The sequence below is a fragment of the Candidatus Kryptoniota bacterium genome (assembly GCA_036567965.1).
Lineage (GTDB): Bacteria > Bacteroidota > Ignavibacteria > Kryptoniales > JAKASW01 > JAKASW01.
In genome coordinates this window covers 257,616-276,233 of sequence record DATCTN010000007.1, presented here as the reverse complement: position 1 = coordinate 276,233, position 18,618 = coordinate 257,616, and the positions used below count along the sequence as shown (strand labels likewise).

Annotated in this window: 13 protein-coding genes and 1 tRNA gene; 11 read left to right on the top strand and 3 right to left on the bottom strand. The window is 48.8% G+C overall.

Features of this window, described 5'->3' with window-relative positions; translation table 11 throughout:
- The first annotated feature begins 294 nt into the window (after window positions 1–294).
- Window positions 295–371: transfer RNA gene (locus VIS48_02855), tRNA-Ile, on the top strand.
- 143 nt (window positions 372–514) lie between these two features.
- Complete coding sequence (locus tag VIS48_02850) at window positions 515–1,564, top strand: uroporphyrinogen decarboxylase family protein (GenBank protein ID HEY9165080.1); 1,050 nt, start codon at window positions 515–517, stop codon at window positions 1,562–1,564.
- 766 nt (window positions 1,565–2,330) lie between these two features.
- On the opposite strand, the gene VIS48_02845 is transcribed toward VIS48_02850, so the two are convergent.
- Together VIS48_02845 and VIS48_02840 are read right to left on the bottom strand one after the other, a co-directional pair.
- Window positions 2,331–5,123 (bottom strand): hypothetical protein, encoded by a 2,793-nt coding sequence (locus VIS48_02845; GenBank protein HEY9165079.1) that lies wholly within the window; start codon window positions 5,121–5,123, stop codon window positions 2,331–2,333.
- Window positions 5,124–5,907: 784 nt separating this feature from the next.
- On the bottom strand, window positions 5,908–6,519 hold the full coding sequence (locus VIS48_02840) for a LysE family transporter (protein ID HEY9165078.1): 612 nt from the start codon (window positions 6,517–6,519) through the stop codon (window positions 5,908–5,910).
- 593 nt (window positions 6,520–7,112) lie between these two features.
- Between VIS48_02840 and VIS48_02835 the strand changes: the two genes are divergently transcribed.
- From VIS48_02835 to VIS48_02795, 9 genes are all read left to right on the top strand, one after another.
- Window positions 7,113–8,486 (top strand): hypothetical protein, encoded by a 1,374-nt coding sequence (locus tag VIS48_02835; protein ID HEY9165077.1) that lies wholly within the window; start codon window positions 7,113–7,115, stop codon window positions 8,484–8,486.
- A gap of 892 nt (window positions 8,487–9,378) precedes the next feature.
- Entirely contained in the window at window positions 9,379–9,834 is a 456-nt protein-coding gene (locus VIS48_02830) for a hypothetical protein (protein HEY9165076.1), read from the top strand.
- 444 nt (window positions 9,835–10,278) lie between these two features.
- Window positions 10,279–10,872 carry a dihydrofolate reductase family protein gene (locus VIS48_02825; protein ID HEY9165075.1) on the top strand — a complete coding sequence of 198 codons (594 nt, stop codon included), beginning with the start codon at window positions 10,279–10,281 and terminating at the stop codon, window positions 10,870–10,872.
- 338 nt (window positions 10,873–11,210) lie between these two features.
- Window positions 11,211–12,020, top strand: a complete 810-nt coding sequence (locus VIS48_02820) for an alpha/beta hydrolase (GenBank protein HEY9165074.1) — start codon at window positions 11,211–11,213, stop codon at window positions 12,018–12,020.
- A 638-nt stretch (window positions 12,021–12,658) separates the two neighbouring features.
- Complete coding sequence (locus tag VIS48_02815) at window positions 12,659–13,045, top strand: DUF4345 family protein (GenBank protein HEY9165073.1); 387 nt, start codon at window positions 12,659–12,661, stop codon at window positions 13,043–13,045.
- 343 nt (window positions 13,046–13,388) lie between these two features.
- Window positions 13,389–14,387 carry a DUF72 domain-containing protein gene (locus VIS48_02810; GenBank protein ID HEY9165072.1) on the top strand — a complete coding sequence of 333 codons (999 nt, stop codon included), beginning with the start codon at window positions 13,389–13,391 and terminating at the stop codon, window positions 14,385–14,387.
- The gene (locus VIS48_02805; GenBank protein HEY9165071.1) at window positions 14,380–15,066 is read left to right on the top strand and encodes a hypothetical protein; all 687 of its coding nucleotides are present in this window, start codon (window positions 14,380–14,382) and stop codon (window positions 15,064–15,066) included. The genes VIS48_02810 and VIS48_02805 overlap by 8 nt, the downstream gene beginning before the upstream one ends.
- A gap of 15 nt (window positions 15,067–15,081) precedes the next feature.
- Complete coding sequence (locus VIS48_02800) at window positions 15,082–15,435, top strand: hypothetical protein (protein ID HEY9165070.1); 354 nt, start codon at window positions 15,082–15,084, stop codon at window positions 15,433–15,435.
- Window positions 15,380–17,671: a DNA polymerase domain-containing protein gene (locus tag VIS48_02795; protein ID HEY9165069.1), complete on the top strand. Its 2,292-nt coding sequence runs from the start codon at window positions 15,380–15,382 to the stop codon at window positions 17,669–17,671. Before VIS48_02800 ends, VIS48_02795 begins: the two co-directional genes overlap by 56 nt.
- Here the strand turns inward: VIS48_02795 and VIS48_02790 are convergent.
- A complete protein-coding gene (locus VIS48_02790) occupies window positions 17,659–18,432 on the bottom strand; it encodes a hypothetical protein (protein ID HEY9165068.1) in 774 nt (257 codons plus the stop codon). The genes VIS48_02795 and VIS48_02790 overlap by 13 nt on opposite strands.
- Window positions 18,433–18,618: the final 186 nt, after the last annotated feature.

The following is an 18,618-nucleotide window of genomic DNA, read 5'->3' as shown; positions in this document are numbered from 1 at the left end:
GCTGAGAAAACAGGTGATGGATTTGAGTAGATTCGAGATGAAGGGAGAACGGAACGACACGATAAGCAAGCTCTGAGGCGCGTGATATGGAGAGGGAGAAATCGTTGTCTAATGATGAGCGGCCCGGGGGAATGAAGGGTTGATTCTACGCCGTTGGGCTGTTATCTTAATCAAGCAAAAAGTTGTTTCTCAACGGTGAAAGCTGTACCATGATACGTCGCCCGATAACGTAGATCACGAAATGAAGTGGTGACAAAATGGTGACAGTGCCACAGAAACCTGCGAATTTTGCGCGGGCCCTTAGCTCAGGTGGTTAGAGCAGCTGACTCATAATCAGCGGGTCGGGGGTTCAAGTCCCTCAGGGCCCACCAACTTTATTACCTCCTTAACCTCTACTGCCAGTCGGCTACAGACCTCCAGCATCAGAAGCTTATTACTACAATTCTCGTCAGGTTGCCAATGCCTGACCGGATCACTAACTTATCATTGCTACACAATATGGGGAGCCGATCAGTTGTTGCAGGTTAGTTCCAGTCCGTTAGGCAACAAACAGGAATCACGCGTGGGAAAAAGAAATGACATAGTGGCCGCCTTTGAGCGGCGAGTGCCTGAAAGCGCGGTGCCTATCTGGGAACTCGAGTTTCAGGCATGGGATGCGGCGTCTGGTAAACGAGTCGTCTTGGGTCACGATTTTGAATCGCTCTCCCCAGTTAAACAAGAGAAGGCGATGTATACCAATGCCGAGATCATGATCGCCGTCTCAGCAGAGATGGAGTTTGCGGCACTCACTGTTCCCAATGCATACTGGAATCAGGCACCGGGTCAACTTGCATACTACTGCCTGCCAGGTGACACCCGTTTCCGGCAGTCGATCATTCTGCGGAAACTTGCCCCCGCAAACCTCATGTTGGTTGCTATCACTGGGGGCATCATCGAGGCGGATTATTCAGCTGAATTCTGTTATCGCCTCTTTAACGATCCAGGAAGTGTTGACGCGATGGCGCAAGACCGTCTTCGAAACGCTATCGAGGTAGCGAAGCGATTTCGTGATTGTGGCGCAGAAGCCGTTGTCTCGCCCTCGGATATTGCCGATAACCACGGTCCGTTCTTCAACCCGGAGCAAATGAACCGCTGGATATTGCCGTACCTTACGCAGTGGTCCAATGCGGTCAAGGAAATGGGATTGTACGCCATTCTTCATACCGATGGAAATCTCACACAATACATGGATGCAATCGCGTCGACAGGGCTGGATGCCATTCAGGCCATAGATCCTGTGGCCGGCATGGACATGCGCAAGACAAAAGATATCGTCGGGCGTCGCCTATGTCTTTGCGGCAATATCGATTGTGGCCTGCTCCTCAGAGGGCTGCCGGATGATGTCTATCAGTCAACTCGAAACCTTCTGGCAACCTGCAAAGCTGAAGGGGGACTGGTCTTGGGTGCCTCCAACGCTGTCCAGCCTGAAGTGCCGATGGATAACTACCGCGCCATGATTAGTGCATGGAAAGATTTTGGTCAATATGAGCCGAAGCAGGAACATTCACACGACTCAAGAAGATGATCTTGATGAAATAAAACCTCTCCCTTTTAAGTCGTACATCGATGCTTACGCGTATATGATGGTACAATCCTGGATGAATGAGAGATTCCGGGATTTTTTTTGTGGGTGAGAAAAAGTGGCTCGACTGGCGGGCGTGTTGCGTTTGACTAAGTGTCCAGGTAAATTTCTGCGGTACTAGGGCTGAAAAAGTGGTAAGTCGGAAATCAACATTCAAAAAGAAAATGGGCGACATATGTTGTGCTTCATGTTCAGCATACGGAATATACGCCATATGGCGGGTCCGCAGTGGTTAGTTACAGTTGCCGATAATCGCACAATACTTCTTTGGACGATGGACTTACGTTCCAATTAATGTCTGATTGAGATGGCATTTCTGCCAGGGGAATGCCATACTGTGCATGCGTGTGGATCTCGAAGTTAGGTGTCGACAAACCATATAAACTCGTTGGAGGATTAAATGCGAAAGTTCTTTAGTTCGGGCGCTGCCTTCTTTGTCGTGGGGCTACTCTGTATAGTTGCTGGCCTCCTATCCAAGCAAAGTGTGGTCTTCATTTGCGTGGGTCTGGTCTGGATTATACTAGGGTTCATCGCGAGGAACAGAAGATCTCAGAAGGCACCACCTCAAAATCAGTCCAAGGAATAGAGAGCCACACTAGAGCAGACCGTTCACCTTGACGAATAGGCCCGACTGTCGTGCGGATGTTTTGCAGTGATGCTTCAATTGGGCTATTACCAAAATTGCATTGGTACATCAATCGGGGGCAGATCAATTCGACGTGCTGGTAATATTTTGCTCAAGTATTTTCACGCTCGTTTCCGATTCGTTCGAGGGAAGTGATCTCGGAGGCATCGGTGACTCTCTGAATGGCTTCTTCAGCCTGAACGCAAGTCTTCTATCCGGAAGCATTTGTTTGCATAGTACCCAGACCGATGCCTTTCCTGTCCACATTGAGCTGTCGGCCGGAGCAGACAATCGGATTTGCACCACATGCTTGCCGGGTCCCATCGATGCCGGGAACCACTTCGACCTGGAGTCTGACAGCACTTGGGTCAATATCGATTGTGTGCCATCAATGTTTAGAATGACACCAGGCATCTTCGAAATCCTCAATGTTGCCGCCGGCTCAAGGAGAATTGCCAGGTTAGTCTCTTTCACAGATTTGTCGACAGTCAACTCAAACGAGACCGATAAAGGTCTTTCATTCCCCTTTATTATTTTGCTTACTGTGACAGGGGGTGTGTGCATACGGAGTGTCTTGACGGCATTAAGTGAGCTGACTTGGGCGCCAGCTGATTTTATCGAAAGGATTTTTGCGGGGTTCAGGATTTTCAGATCGGTCCCCGCGTCATAACAATCAATCGCGTAAGCCGTGTCATCGTCTTCGGTTTTTTCGAACACCACGTCTGCAAGCAGAGGCTCGTTTGCACTGCGTAGCGGGAAGATTTCATAGACGGCAGTCTCATAGCTGCTGAGTGAGATCTCCAGTTTTTGCCCTACTGAGTAGAGTCTCGGCGAAATCCAGCGGTCAGGATAGACGCGTTCGACGACCAGATCCTTCGAGGAGGGATCAAGCCCAACACTTTGAGAAAAATTCACAACTAGCCGGGATGGTTCTATCCAAGGATTCCTTGCTGCTACTATTCCTTTGCTACCCTTAAAGTGGACATAGCCGTAGGGTTTCCTTCTCGTCGGATCCCCTCCGACCATCTCTGTTTGTGAGATTATCGGGAACCTGTCTTTTGCCCATTTGATTGACTGCGATATCGCGTTCCATTCCTCTTCAGACATGATGTCAGGAGAGATGTACAGCTCCCACATAGAGATGCCGCGTGCAAAGTAGAGGACTGATTCGTTTGTGAATTTGTCCAGCGGTTCGTTTTCCCCTCCCAGTTCTTCAAGGCTTCCCTTTATTATGCCGTGAGTCATCAGGTTCGCAATCGGGAACCACATATGATCAATTTCGAAATCATCATACAGCACGAAGTCCCGATATGTCATCGCTGCATCTCTTGGACTCAAGGAAGGAACATCGGCATACCCGTAATCCTGGCCTTGCATCCAAATCTGGTTCGCGTATTTCACCCACCAAGGACTGAGCCATGTCCCTGAAGTAATATTGAGGTAGGCGTTCGGGTTCGCCATCCGAACCGTGTTGCAGATAGATATGAGCGTGTCGAGTATTGCCCGCCTCGAATAAATGCCGACGGGATGACCGTGATCGGGTTCGCTGCATGAGAACTGAATTCCATCCCATTTGTAATATCCAACGCTCTCGTCTTTGGCAAAGTCGACAACTCTTTTCCTGAAGAGCTGGCTGTAGTTCTTGCCAGCGAGACACAGTTCACTGCCGACGGTTTCGTATCCGTGGTCTCTCATCCAATCGACTCGGAGGTTACTGAACGAATAACCGCCGGCCGGTCCCAGCCAGAGCCCGAGAGCGGTGTTTGATTCCTTTAGGTCTGAGACGATCGGAGCCAGGCCGTGTGGAAAAGTGCTATCTCTCAACTTCCAGTTGCTCTGATACTCGTCCCAGCCGTCGTCAAGCACAAATGCGTTCAAAGTAATTCCATGTTTGTCAATCATATTCCGGCGGATGAGATCGATTATCCGAAGGGTATTTGTCTCGTTCATGACATGATCAGGTGAAAGATTATGAAAACGTGGGGAGCGGAGATCGTACCACGTGTTATAAAGTGTGTAGGGCTCTGCGGGCGCTACACGGATTCTCTTTACATATTCCATAAACCACAGTTTTGCGTATCTATTAGGCGCCACTCCTTCAACCACCCAGTCTGTCCTCAGCCAACTGTGCCCGATCTTCTCACCAAAGTCTTCGCCGCATTTGATGTGAATCGCATCTTTTTCCTCATGTATTTTATTTTCGCTCGCAGGATATTCCAGTCCCCAGAAGCTACTTCCTCCGTGCGGGTCGAGCAGCGAAATCGGCTGTCCGAAGCCGCCCTCCTTCACCACTTCTTGGGGACCTATAAGGGCAGCGTCAAGAGCCCAAACCCGATTCAAGAAGTGGAGTCCGGCGACCGTATCTCTTATTGATATTCTCCTGTGAACGTAGAATGCGCCCGGATCCAGTTTATAGCTTGCTTCCAACTCGAAAGGGAGATTGATTCCCTTGAAGTAGAGTTTGAGTTGTTTCCCCCCGTCGGCACTGTCCTCTCTCTGGCTGCCGACGTATCTGAAATCCTTCTGACTAATCTGCACTTCGTCGTCGGCATTATTTATTTTCCCTGGAGCGCTCCAATCCGTCCAAAACAAATCTATTGAATAACCACCATCAGTGACGACCGTTGTCAAATGACCACCGACTGTAATTGAGCCAGGGGATAGTTCAAGCTTTTCCGATGACAGAATCCCGTCTTTGATGTGGATGGTTAGATCGACCACGTTGTTTGACAACTTAAACCTCACGTCACCGAGTTCATTGCCGAGAGCCATCGGGGCTGAACTCAAAAAGAGGATCAGGAGGATTGAAAACGACTTAATAAATGGAATGACTCTTCTCATGAATGATTCGGTAAGATATGATTGTCGGGCCGACATTTGTTGACCTTCAAAGGATTCTTTTGTATTTGAATTTAATGCAGCGAGAAGTTATTTGTTAGCCTTAAACTTTGAGTTCTTAGATTAAACGCGCGGCCCGGGATTTGGAGCACTTACATAGATTCACTCCATGTCAGGATTATCTGGTGTTAACCTTCAGAGCATCCCGAACCGAAATGGGCGGAAAAATAAGAGATGGCTTTGAGTACGTTAATTAGAAAGGTCCGACCGCAGGTCACTTTCCCAAAGGGATCCTCCGAAGGAGTCCTTTGGACCTTCGGGACGTGAAGGACTCCTTCGGAGGAGAAGGGCTATGGCAGAGAAACAGGACACCGAGAGAATGTACTGATATCAAGAGGAAGACTCTGAAGAAGTAAATGAATGTGAAGAAGATACGGATAGTGTTGGAAGGATTGCGGAGTAAGGCTGGACACAAATTGGGCACACGTCCCAAAAAATCCCGCGAAAACTCTTCAGCTATCAATGATATCTGTCGCCACATGCTGACTCACGATCAGCGGGTCGGAGTTCTCCCGTCCCGTAGGTCCAAAGGACTCCTTCGGAGGATCCCTTCGGGAAAGGGACTCCCTGGGAGAAGTCCCTCAGGGCCCACAAGATCCCCCACTTTGAGTGACCTTTGCGCTTGAACTCATTCGTAGCGGGGAAGTCCAGATAATGGCACACCACCACCGCCTGCGGTTCTCGCCGTCCACACGTGGTAGAGCCCTCAGTAATTACATGGCGATCCGAAACTGCGATTCCATCTAAGAGGGTAACGCGTTATTCAGAGCACACTTGCGATGGCAATTAAGCCGGAGATGAATATCAAAATGCCGGCAATCCTGTTCACCCATCGAAGTCGGACATGGTTCAACTTCTTTCTGAAAAGTGTAACGCCGGAAATGAGGGACAGAAACCATAAGCACGAACCAACGGACACTCCGACACCTAGAACTGATGACGAAAAATAACCGAGGCCTCTTCCTAAACCAAACGTAGCGAAGGCGGCGATAAAACCAAAGATCGTCAATGGATTAGTGAGCGTTAGAAAAACAATAGTGAGATATGATCTTAGAAATCCATTCTTGTTAATGTGAATATCGGGATCGACGCTGTGTGCGAAATATGTTCCTACCCCCATGAATAGGAGTAGCGCTCCTCCAACCAGTCGTATCCAAAATCGCTGAGTAAACAGCGTGTTTGAAACGACCGTAAGTCCAAATGAAGCAACACAACCGTAAATCAAATCCCCGGTCGCAGCTCCAAGGCCTATTATCAGCCCGTGAATTCGTCCCTCCGCAAGTGTCTTGCGGATGCACATAATTCCAATGGGACCGATTGGGACTGCCATCCCAAAACCGACAAGAACCCCCTTGAGAAAAACAGTGAGATCCATACTATGAGATCTCAATCACGAGTTCAGTGTAAAGGGCCATTTGTACATTATCTGATAGCTTGTTTGGTTTGTTCTTGCAATGTAATTGATTTTATAGCTGACACTTTTATTGAGACACAAGTAAACAGGCACTCCATTTTCTTTTATTGGCGACGCACCCGCGAAACGACTCGTCACGTCTTTAAGATAGGTATAAAAGTTCTTCTTTGACAGCTTCCAGATTAATCTCCGGTCGGACAATTTTCTTATGATCCTTCTCCGCGACAATATTAGCAGGGATAGCGCAATCTGTTCTGCGGCTAGTTACCATGTATGGGGAGGAGCAGGTGGACCAGGAATTCTTTTTCAGGATGGTGAATGGCCACTTCCCGATGTCGACGCACAAGTTCGTCGAATAGAGCTGACAAGCTTGATAATTGCCCAAGTGTCGCTTACATTTTCTCCATCGATTAAAGGGCAGTGGGAATAATGTCGTGGACTACAATCAAGAAGCGAATAAACGAAACAGTTCGTTAACCACGCCAAAGAAGCATGATTAACGAATACGTTAACCAAGTAGTTATGTGCAATTGCATCTTAGGAGGAAGTGACTTGTGGATTTTCTTCAACTGAAAGATAAGCTACTCTTAGGGGAGTTTGACTCCCTGATCGGAATGATCGAGGACGAACATTTTGATGCCAAGAGCGGTAAGTATGATTTTTCTCGCGAGGCAGGGAAGCAAGAGTTGGCGAAGGATGTTTCCTCTTTTGCCAACCGATCTGGCGGAATCATTGTAATCGGCGCAAAGACCAAGGACGACAATCCAGCTTTCTTCGGAAGGAGAGTTGAATCCATAAGCCTACTTCCAACATCGACTATCAATCCCACCGACTACCATAATGTCATGAAAGAATGGATTTATCCTATACCTGAGAGAATAGAGGCGGATTGGGCGCTATCAAAGAGCGACCCTACGAGGGGACTGTTCTATATATTTATACCGGCTCAACCGGAAGATCCTCGACCCTTTCTCATCACAAAGGATGTTGATCCAGCCACTAATCTCAAACGGAAAGAGATACTTTTCGGATACGTCGAGCGGGTATCTCATTCGAGCAATCCAGCCAGTGCGAAAACGATTCACACCACGTTGCGCCACGGTAGGGAGAATCGTTGGAGAGAAGAAGTGGCCAATAGGCTCGCTGCCATTGAATTCACACTCTCCGAGCCACCTGAAGACAAGGAGAGACGAAAAAACCTCCAAGGAGTAGTCGAGAAGAAAGTAGATGTTGCTATCGAGGCAGCAGGACTTGGACCTTATCGCGCGTACGGTTTAGCGATTTGCCCCGTGGATTCGTCAATGGTTCAGGCGTTTCTGAGTTCAGCTTCCGACAGTATTGCAAGAAAGATGGAACAACCCCCTGTCCTAAGAAAAAACGGTTGGGATATGTACACGAGCGGCCGTGCCGATCTTGTGGGCGGCGACCTGAGGAGGGCCAAGAGCGACGAATATAAAATACTCGACTTATGGCGCGACGGAACCCTTGTTTGCGTTCTTCGCGGCGACGAAAGTTTGCTGGGCCATGTATTTGGAAGGACTCGGATTAACTCTCTTACTCTCATAGAATTGACATACATGTTTTTCAACTTCTACGAATTGGTACTCAAGAAACTCAAGCCGCCAGTCAACAAGCTGAAAGCATGGTGGTTCTTTAGGAATGTGCATCAGGATAACGAAGCCACCGCTCTGGCTCCAGGCCCCATAGACCGGATCGGAGGAAGAGGATATAACTTGTTTGAGGCTCCGAGTGATTCCGTATTGGGAGAAGTTGAGTTGAGTGCGATTAATTTCGATGCGGCGAAGGATTCCGCCAAACTTCTCAAGGATGTTTACGGTTGGTTCAGGATTGATTCAGACAATATTCCTTATCTGACTGACGACAAATCCTCAGTTAATTTGGAAATCATTAAACAAATAACACGTTAGATCAACCATGACGCAACTGCACATAACAACGCGAATCATGACGCTCGATTATTTTATGAGATCGAACTCGCCCGCCTTCGGCAAGCCTGCGGCGGGTCTTCGACTTCATGCCGCGCACGCAGTAGGCTTCAAGGAGCGCGGGACGGCGTGATTCCCGCAGACGTTAGGCGAAATGGTCGCTCGCAATTTCAAGAAGGAGGGACTGGTATAATGAAGTTCTTTGTTTTTTTCTTTCTCGTCACGTTGTGCTCAACAGTTTTTGCACAAGGAACTGACTCGTCTAACTCAGCGAGGCCATATCCCGTCGGGGGTTGGGATTCTCTGGCTCTGCGGATTCAATACCCCGAACTCGCTCGACGGGCAAATATCCAATGTTGCGTATATGTTCGGTTTGTCATAGATAGCAGTGGAGCCGTCATGGACTCGGTCCACGTGGGGGATTGCCCGGAAATCTTGGTCGCGCCGATACGTAAAGCAGTCTTGTCGACACAATGGCGTCCTGCAATTTTCAGGGGAAAGCCCGTGAAGCACGGCCTCTCATTCCCGATCCATTTTGTAGTAAAAGGAGCGCCTGATGAATACGGCTTTACTGTTACCACGCCGTATTACATACAGGAGAAGGCAACGCACTGACTCAATTGACGGGTTGTTCAGTAACCACTTCGCCCACCAACGCTAGTCACGACCCTCGATTATCTTGAATGATCGTGCTCGGTTCATCGCGCGCTCGCTATATTACCTCAAGAAGGAATGCGCGCGACGACGTGATTGCAGCACACGTTAGGCGCAAGCAAAGTTCATTTGATTGGACGTCTTGCTGCACCACCAATCAACCCAGAAAACGGCTTTATCTGGAAACAACATAAACTATAATTAACGCCTAAGGAGAATCATGCGATATCTTCCAGTTCTATTTGCAATATCCGTGCTCACAGCCTGCAGCACGGCTCCAGCCGCGAGCATTCAATCACAAGCTGTCAGTCAAACTCAGGGAGTCACCCCTGATTCACAGAAAGCGTCGATAGATTCTGTCATCCAGTTCTTGATTACATCAGCTGCGACTGATTTTTATAATTACGGCCCACATCCGATCAGCTTTCGCGATGTCCACATTGGGCACTTCATAACTCCCAGTGGAGAAAAGCAATATATGTTGTGCGGCCAGTTTCTCCCGGCGCAGAAAGAAGGCAATGGCAATTGGACGCCTTTTGTAACGATCAAGACATCGGGATATGAACAATACATCGGGGCTCAGGCCGCTGCGTTTTGCCAAGAGGTATCTGTCCTACTAGACAAAGAGAGGGACTTGTCGCCCTTGCTGCAGACCCGATATGATTCTTTAAAATGATGGATTCAGGAAGTTATTTTTTGAGGACCACGGTAGGTGAGTGCTTCAGCCACTAACGAACTTGTTTTGTGTCGCAAACCGCCACTGATATGGAACTTTTCCCGCGCCTAATAAGCCGCATCACGACGCTTCCCGACCAAGAACATGTCCCGTCCAAATTATTTATATGTCGGGATGCCGTGAAGCGGCATCGGGACAGGCTTGCGTGCCGAAGGGCACTTCAGCCCGCAGGCAGGCTATTATGGATCGCTCAATGACGCCGTCATTAGAATACATGGAGCGGCGCCACTGCTTGGTGCTGGCATACGTTATGCGTCATCGCGCTGCGCGCCATTAATTCAATCGAACTTCCTGTGCTTGCGTTGTCGATTCTGTGTTTCATTGAACGACTATTTGGTGTAAGCAATTATCATAAGACAGTCATAATAAAAGGAGAGAAATAATATGAGAAAAATAATCGTCTTATCAATGATTACATTAGATGGAGTAATGCAAGCACCTGGTGGACCTGAGGAAGATACATCAGGTGGTTTCAAATATGGCGGTTGGGTTGCACCTTATGGTGACGATGTTATTGGCAGGGTCATCGAAAAACAGATGAAACCTGCAGACCTTCTTTTGGGCAGAAAAACATTTGAGATTTTTGCCTCCTACTGGCCAGAGCATGAAAATGGATGGCCAGGTATCAATGATGTCACAAAATACGTCCTGTCCAAGACCATGAAGAAGTCGGATTGGAAAAATTCAGTTTTCCTCAAAAGCTTGGCAGATATCGAAAAGCTCAAAAATTCAAAAGGCTCCGACATTAAAGTTTGGGGCAGTGGTAAGCTCGTCCAACTGCTACTTAAGAATGATTTAGTGGACGAACTTTGGCTCAAAATTTTCCCGTTGACTCTTGGTAAAGGAAAAAAGTTGTTTGACAATGGCGCGATTCCGGCGGCATTTACATTAATAGAGAGTATTGTTACACCAAGTGGAGTTATTATTGCCAATTACAAGCGGGCTGGAAAAGTTAAGACAGGTACTATTGGATCTTAAGAAGAAATAAAATGAGAAAAAATTGTTTGTTTCATGGTGTAACGCCTCTTCATAGCTAGCCAAAGCCGACGACGAACTAGGAAGAACCTCACAAAGCAACTATGCGCAACGCAACGAACGCATAACTAGCGAGAAGAAAACGCTCATCATTTTTATAAATGGAGTTCGCTTCATCCCGCTTTGCCGCATTTTGGATGCCAAGCAATATTTATGGCGGCAAGCGGGACGAACTTTTTCGCGCGGGACGTTAGCCGTCATTAGCACGCGGGTGTCTCGGCTGCCACGTTGACATCAATTACAAACCGAACCATGAATCTTACGCTCGAAGGAAGAAACAAATGACCGACTGGAGCACAGCAATCTGCGAAACAAACGGAATTAAGATACATTATACGAGAACCGGAGGAAGCAAATCTCCTTTGATTTTGCTACACGGATTAGCTGCTAATGGAGCCTGCTGGACTTCCTTCGCACATGCTATAGAGGGAGAACATGACGTAATCATGCCGGATGCCAGGGGTCATGGAAAGTCGAGTGTGCCTGACTATGGATACCGATACGAAGACCATGCAAATGATGTAGTCGGTCTTATACAGGCTCTAAGACTTCCTCCTCCGATTCTGCTTGGACACTCCATGGGAGGCATGACTGCAGCCGTAGTGGCCAGTCGTAAACCAAAGATACTTCGTGGCCTAATCTTAGCTGACCCAACGTTCTTGAGTCCAAAAGTTCAGCGCGAAGTTCGCGATAGCGATGTGGCCGATCAGCATCGGCGAATTCTCAATACTTCATTGGATGAAGTGGTGGCAGAAGCCCGGATTAGACACCCTGATCGGTCATCGGATACCATCGAGCTAATTGCCCGGGCACGACTTCAAACCAGCATGAGTGCTTTCGACGTTCTCACGCCACCGAACCCCGACTATATGCAGTTAGTGAGTGCGATTGACGTTCCAAGCTTACTCGTGATTGGTGATAAAGGTGTGGTTTCGTCTGCTGTGGCCGCAGAATTGCAACGTCTTAATCGGAGATTTCAGATTGAACAAATCCGGGAAGCTGGTCATGGGGTCCACTATGACCAGCCAGAGCGCTTTGCGGTTGTCGTCAAATCATTCTTACGTTTAATTGGTACAGTGATTGACCCGTGAACGCGCTAGAACGCGAAACCTTTGGACGACTGATGTGCCACAAATTATCAATTCCACTATCAAAGACTTCACTGATGATCTCAAGACTGGTACACCCTACCGCAACGTGATGAAAGTGTATGAAAAATGAGCGGACACATAACTCCATGCAAGCGTGTAAACGGCGCCTAACGTGCCTCATCACGACGCTCGCTTTGACAATGGTGATGCATAAGCGGATTATTGACATAGCGTTCGTGCATCAATTGGGGGCAGGTCAGATTTGCGTTGTTGACTTAATCTTTTTCAAATCATTGAACTAAAAGATATTGGTTCCAATTTGTAATGCTGCTGGCAATAGGTTCTTGCCACCTTGCGTCCCGAGACCTGTCTCGAAATTATACACCATTCTTGGATTAGAGTTTCGTACAAACGTGAGCGATGCGACAACCCGCTGAATTCCACATGGAGCTGAAGTGATGACCTGACAATGGAACCTCGCATGAACTTCCCAACCAAACAAAATTCTCCCGTTGCTTTATGGCCTCCAGGTTTTGTGACACTTCTTGCCATCTCTTAATTTAAGGAAATGAAGTCGCCGCTCGCTGCGGAGTGAGCCGAAGTCCAACGGTTCGTGAAACGAAACTAAGGAGGTGGATATGGCCCCGCAAGCTAGCATCACCGCTGGCCAGGTCGTCGTTCAGATTTGTCTTTTCATAGTAAGTGCCATCGCGATTATCGGCGGTTCTCTCCAGTTCTATCTTGGAGAGCCCAAGGTGTCGCCACGCCTCGATAATGTTCATCGCTTTAGGGCAGGTGTATATCTTTCGACCGGTTTTATTTCTCTTTGGGCGGCGCTTACAGTTCGGCAGCAAGGCTTCCTGATTTACCTCCTTGCTCTTGGTGTCCTGATGGCAGGTCTCGGCAGGGTACTGTCGATTTGGAAAGTTGGCTTGCCAGAACCCAAATGGGTATGGCGTGCTTATCTAATCCCGGAGCTGCTTATTCCTTTCATCATTGCGGTGGCGCACTATCTTAGTTCCTGATGAATTGATCTATGCGACAGATTTAGAGGATCCGGCCGAATCTCAGTCCGTCCGCGCATAGAGGCTTAAGGAGTGCAGCAGAATCGTCAATCGCCGACGATATGTCTTGCGGCCTGCTGATACCGCTGTAGTTCGAACTCCTTTTTTTCTGCATTGCTCACAATAATCGCTTCTATGTTTTCGCTATAACATATTGGAATACAGCGTATTAGTAGCATAATTCTCGACTTTGCTCCACATCTTGACTTTTCATTCGGGGGAGCGTAGATTTCTGTAGGTGAACATTTGTCTACTATCGATAAAAATCGAAATTACCGCTTGCTCAAATTGAAGTTTGAAGTTTATGACTGGAAAATATAAACCGAATGTAAGTTCCGGAAGCGACGTAAAATCACCTGACGTGTTAGTGGGTACAGCCGGATGGAATTACGAGGATTGGGTCGGGCCTTTCTATCCCGAGCGCCCGGAGAAAGGATTTTCAAGACTGGAATTCTATTCGAAATTTTTCGACTGCGTGGAGGTCAATAGTACTTTCTACCGCCACTTCGGTCCGAAGACGATTGAAAAATGGCTGGGAGAAGTGGAAGGGAATGCGAACTTCGAATTCATAATCAAACTCTATAAGAATTTCACACACGGAAAGCGTTCGCCGGCCAGTGGGTTCAGAGACGATAAATCGGCAGTAGAAGAATATCTTGCTCCGCTCGTGGAAAGCGCGAAACTTGGAGGGCTACTCGTACAGTTCTCCGAATATTTTAGAGCCGGTGAGGAATCAAGATCTTATCTCGCGTTTCTCCTCCACGAGTTCAGAGGCTATCGTCTTTTCGTGGAGCTTCGGCACCTGTCATGGTACAGCAATCAGGACATGGAATTTTTGAAAAAGCTGAACGTGAACCTTGTCGTTGTCGACCAGCCGATGTTGAACGGCATGGTCGGATTTGAGCCGGAGTACCTGGGTAAGTATGGGTATGTCCGCCTCCACGGCAGGAACATCGTAAAATGGTCGGAGAGCAGGGAAGCGCTGGCACAAGGAATCGAGATCGCCGATGAGCAAAGAAACGACAGGTACAATTACCTGTATACAACCGGCGAGCTCGACGAAATAGAAAGAAAGATCAGAGTGGTTAAGGAAAGATGTGACAAGCTGTATGTCGTCGCGAACAACCATCCTCTCGGGAAAGCTGTCGCGAACGCGCTGGAACTCCTCAAGCGCTTGAGAGACCAGGACCGCGTCAGGATTCCTTCCACCTTGATCCGGTATTTCCCGGAGCTCGGCGCGATCGCGGACAGGGTGGACGTCGGCCCGGAACCGGACATGTTCAATGGTGAGCAAAATGCCTGAAACGAAATTTGACGAATCGCATGATGAATTGGAAAGTAAATCGCTTTCCGAAAGCTACGTGGAGCTTGCGAAGGACATCGGCGTAATCACGCCGGGGAAAACGCTCCTTCTTTACGGTGATTCGATCGTCTATCGTGCATCTCTTTTCATGGTCGAGGAACTTCTGAAACGCACAGACTCGGTCGCACTCATCGACGGTGCGAACAGGTTTGACCTGTATACTCTTGCCCGGCTCGCGCAGATCGACGGCTTCGCTCCGCCTGAAATTCTGGACAGGATATACCTGTCGCGTGTCTTCACCGGCTACCAGATGGATGCCGTGCTGACAAACGGCGTTGCTCCTTTTCTCGCGCTGATCCGTTCGAGAGTAGTGTTTGTCTTCGGTCTCCTCCACACGCTGTTCGATGACCAGGTACCCGTCAGGGAAGCACAGAAGAGCCTGCTCAGGATACGTTCACGGTTCGAGAACATGAAGCAGAATGGAATTTCCATTGTGCTTGCCTCTGAAAACCTCATCCCTCGCCAACCGGAAAGAAAGAGTCTTATAAAGTGCATGCTGGATATGGCAGACAAATTGTACGTCCTCGACGGAAACGCGGCGTATCCGGCTGAAAGAAGAGTTACCTCTTCCCATTCGGGACGGCAAGCAATCGCAAGAAAAGCATCGATGAGAATTTAATAAGGAGAGACTGCGATGGGACGCACAGTGCCGACGTTCACGATGGTGATTCACGAACAGGAATCGAGATGGAAAAAATTCAGGGAGGCGCTGAGAAAGGAAGACCAGGAAATTTTTGACGAGCTCTTCAGGGCTCCGAAAATCCATCTTGCAGCATGCGCTTATGCGGTCAACCCGATCCCGTTCGAGAATATTGTAATGTCCATGCTTGTCGAGGAGAGAAAAGCGATTGCGGTCCTCGAACATAAACTAACTGAACTCACACGACTTGTAAACGGTTGCGGCAAGGCCGCGGATGAAATAGAAGATGGAAATGCTTTCCCGGAAAGACCAGGGCTCCGTGCTGAAGATCAGAGGATGGCTCTTTGATATTTATCCCGCAGCAGGCGGGGTCGTCGTCTGGATCATAGACGAATCGGGGAGAAGCGTCCGCGGGTACGCCCCGTTTAGTCCTTCCTTTTTTGTGCACGTCGACCAAAGTACCAGGCCACAGGTGGAAGCCGTCGCGAAAAGGCTGCGATGCGTTGTCACCGAAGGATGGACCGAGAAGAAAGATCTGTATTCGGACAAACACCTGAAAGTAATCAAAGTTGTTGTGCCGGATATTCTTCACTTCAGGGAGATAGTCCGTCACTTCGAATCCCAATTTCCATATTACGTTTTTTTTAATTCAGATCTACTTCCTGTCCAGACATTCATGTTCGAACGCGACATATTTCCGCTCGCATTAGGTGACTATTCTTTTGACGGGAACGGAAAGCTGATTGACATACAGCTCGATGACGACATAACCGCGGTCGATTACACTCTTCCACCTCTTACGATCATGACGCTCCGCCCGTCGTTTTCGGAAGTGGCTCCCAAATACAGGAACAACATCTCTCTCGAGGCGGGATACGACGGACGCATTTATTCAATCGAAGCCGATTCGTCCGAAGAACTCATCACGCGGATCAACAGCCACATTGATCGATGCGATCCTGACGTCCTGATCACCGAATATGGCGACCATACGATTCTCCCGATGCTCCTGACCTTGTCGAAGGAAGTGAAGGTCCCGATCCACCTAAACCGCGACGAATCTGTCGCTTATCAGCACACAAGAGAGATCAGCTACTGGAGTTATGGGCAGGTTGTGCACCGCGCCGGGTCGTTCGAGCTTGCCGGACGGTGGCATCTCGACGCGTACAATTCCTTCATCATGGACGAGTCCGACCTCTCCGGCCTTCTTGAGCTCGCGCGCATCACGAGAATTCCTGTTCAGCGGCAGGCTCGCGAAAGTATCGGAACAGGTCTGTCATCGATACAACTTGCTTGGGCTTATCGGCACGATGTTCTGATTCCCGCGAAGAAACAGGAATGGGAAAAATTTAAATCCGCGTCCCAACTTCTACTTGCGGACAGGGGAGGACTCATATATCTGCCAAAGATGGGTTATCACGAGCAGGTGGCGGAGCTCGACTTCGCGTCGATGTATCCGAGCCTGATGGTCATGCACAATATTTCTCCGGAAACAGTAAACTGTCAGTGCTGCGAGAACGACAAAGTGCCGGAGCTGCACTACACGCTTTGTGAAAAGAGGCGCGGTATTATTGCTGAAACGCTTGATCCCGTTTTAAAGAAACGCGCAGCGTACAAGTTGCGTGAGCGAAAAGCAACCGCTGAAGCCGAGAAGAAGGAATATCACAAGAGACAGACCTCCTTGAAGTGGCTCCTTGTCACGTCGTTCGGTTACCTCGGTTATAAAAACGCGCGGTTCGGAAAGATAGAAGCACATGAATCGGTAAACGCGTTCTCGCGCGAAGCGCTTCTTAAAGCGAAAATTATCGCCGAGAGAAACGGTTACTCGGTAATTCATGGGATCGTGGATTGCCTGTGGCTTGCAAAGGCCGGCGCGACGGAAAACGACTACAAAAAATTGGGAGAGGAGATATCAAAGTCTGTAGGGGTCCTTATTTCACTTGAAGGAATTTATAAATGGATCTTGTTTCCTGCTTCTCGAATGGATCCGGAAATCCCGACTGCGAACCGGTATGTCGGCGCGTACACGAACGGGGAAGTGAAGGTGCGCGGGATTGAGGTCAGGCGCGGAGACATCCCGCTCTTTGTCAGGAAAATGCAGGGTGAGATACTCGATCTGTTCGCGACTGCCGGGTCGGTCGCCGAATTGAAAAAAATGATACCGGCTGCTCTCGACATTTTAAGTGCTCATCTGGAAAACCTGAAAAGCGGCCGCGTCGCACCGATGGAACTTGTCATCAGGCATACAATTTCAAAGGACGCCGACGAATACGAGCACAACAGCGCACAGGCAGTTGTCGCGAAATCGATGTCCGAAGCTGGAGTCGCTCTTCAGCCGGGTGAGACGGCAGAATATATTATCGTCGATCACACCGGTAAGAAGGACAGCCGCAAGGCAGTGCCGTTTGTTTTTTATCGTACGGAAGACGGATATGACGTTGAGAAATATACCGACCTCGCGATGAAGGCAATTGAGGTGCTATTGGTACCGCTCGGATGGACACCGCCCGCGAAAGGTGTTGAAAGAAAAGTAATCCGCAAGAAGAAGGAAGAGAAAATCGGCGAGCTGATTCAAAACGTGTGATACAAACCCAAATAATACGCAAAGTGTTTGTACGAAGTGATCCCGTTTCCCGCATCGCATGAAAATAATACCTGGTAGTTCTTCACAACAGGAATTCCTCCGCCGAAGTGAAGACCGGTAAATGACGGTGAGTCGACCGCGGCCGAAGTCTGGTGAAACAATTCGGTCCCGAGAAAAAAATCATCGGAGAAATTGTACTGTACCAGTACACCCGAAAAATTCCAGTTCCTGTTACCCGTCCCTGGATTAATCCAGTACCCGGCCCCACCGTAAATCGTCCAGTTGCCGATGTCCTTTTGCAGCCAGAGAGGGAGATAAATCTGTGCCTTGCCATTGCCCAAACTCCGTGACTCATTGCCGGTCGGCAGCTCGACCAAAGGAAACGTTGCCACGTCCGGGACGATATCTGACTGATTAAGGAATCGAAACTTAACACCCACTTCTGTATCACCCAAACCTGCGTATGAAGTGCCGGATCTTGGGAGGTTGTACGCGAGGGGCACGACGACGTGGAATTGTGTGTTATGGAAGACTCCGAAGTTAAACTCCACTGCGGGGCCAATACCCGAGGTCGCGCTTGCATCAGTGACGCCGGATGAAAAGAGATACAATTCTCCGTGCATGTACGGCACCGGAACCGGGTCGTCTGTGCGGAACGGCGGGCCGGCAAAGAGGGTGAAAGGGAAGAGGGCGAACGATGAAGCGAGAACGATTGCGAGCAATCTCCCACTGTTCCGATTCTGTTCATGTTTTTCAGGCATCTGTATCTCAACAATTTCCCGGAGACAAGCGTTCACAAAAGAATGCAAGCTGGTACGCGCGGACTTGTCACGATGGGGGTCAGGTATCCGGCAAACCAAGCGACTTCCAGCTAACGTTAGGTAAGACAAAGGATGGAGCGGGTAAAGGTTGTGGGCAGTGAGGGATTTCTCCGATCCGAAGGATTC

What these genes read in the sequence shown, in the direction of transcription:
- VIS48_02790 (HEY9165068.1), bottom strand. Translation starts at nt 18,432, where the DNA reads ATGCCTGAAAAACATGAACAGAATCGGAACAGTGGGAGATTGCTCGCA.
- VIS48_02840 (HEY9165078.1), bottom strand. Translation starts at nt 6,519, where the DNA reads ATGGATCTCACTGTTTTTCTCAAGGGGGTTCTTGTCGGTTTTGGGATG.
- VIS48_02800 (HEY9165070.1), top strand. Translation starts at nt 15,082, where the DNA reads ATGGGACGCACAGTGCCGACGTTCACGATGGTGATTCACGAACAGGAA.
- VIS48_02815 (HEY9165073.1), top strand. Translation starts at nt 12,659, where the DNA reads ATGGCCCCGCAAGCTAGCATCACCGCTGGCCAGGTCGTCGTTCAGATT.
- VIS48_02820 (HEY9165074.1), top strand. Translation starts at nt 11,211, where the DNA reads ATGACCGACTGGAGCACAGCAATCTGCGAAACAAACGGAATTAAGATA.
- VIS48_02845 (HEY9165079.1), bottom strand. Translation starts at nt 5,123, where the DNA reads ATGTCGGCCCGACAATCATATCTTACCGAATCATTCATGAGAAGAGTC.
- VIS48_02825 (HEY9165075.1), top strand. Translation starts at nt 10,279, where the DNA reads ATGAGAAAAATAATCGTCTTATCAATGATTACATTAGATGGAGTAATG.
- VIS48_02805 (HEY9165071.1), top strand. Translation starts at nt 14,380, where the DNA reads ATGCCTGAAACGAAATTTGACGAATCGCATGATGAATTGGAAAGTAAA.
- VIS48_02830 (HEY9165076.1), top strand. Translation starts at nt 9,379, where the DNA reads ATGCGATATCTTCCAGTTCTATTTGCAATATCCGTGCTCACAGCCTGC.
- VIS48_02810 (HEY9165072.1), top strand. Translation starts at nt 13,389, where the DNA reads ATGACTGGAAAATATAAACCGAATGTAAGTTCCGGAAGCGACGTAAAA.
- VIS48_02795 (HEY9165069.1), top strand. Translation starts at nt 15,380, where the DNA reads ATGCTTTCCCGGAAAGACCAGGGCTCCGTGCTGAAGATCAGAGGATGG.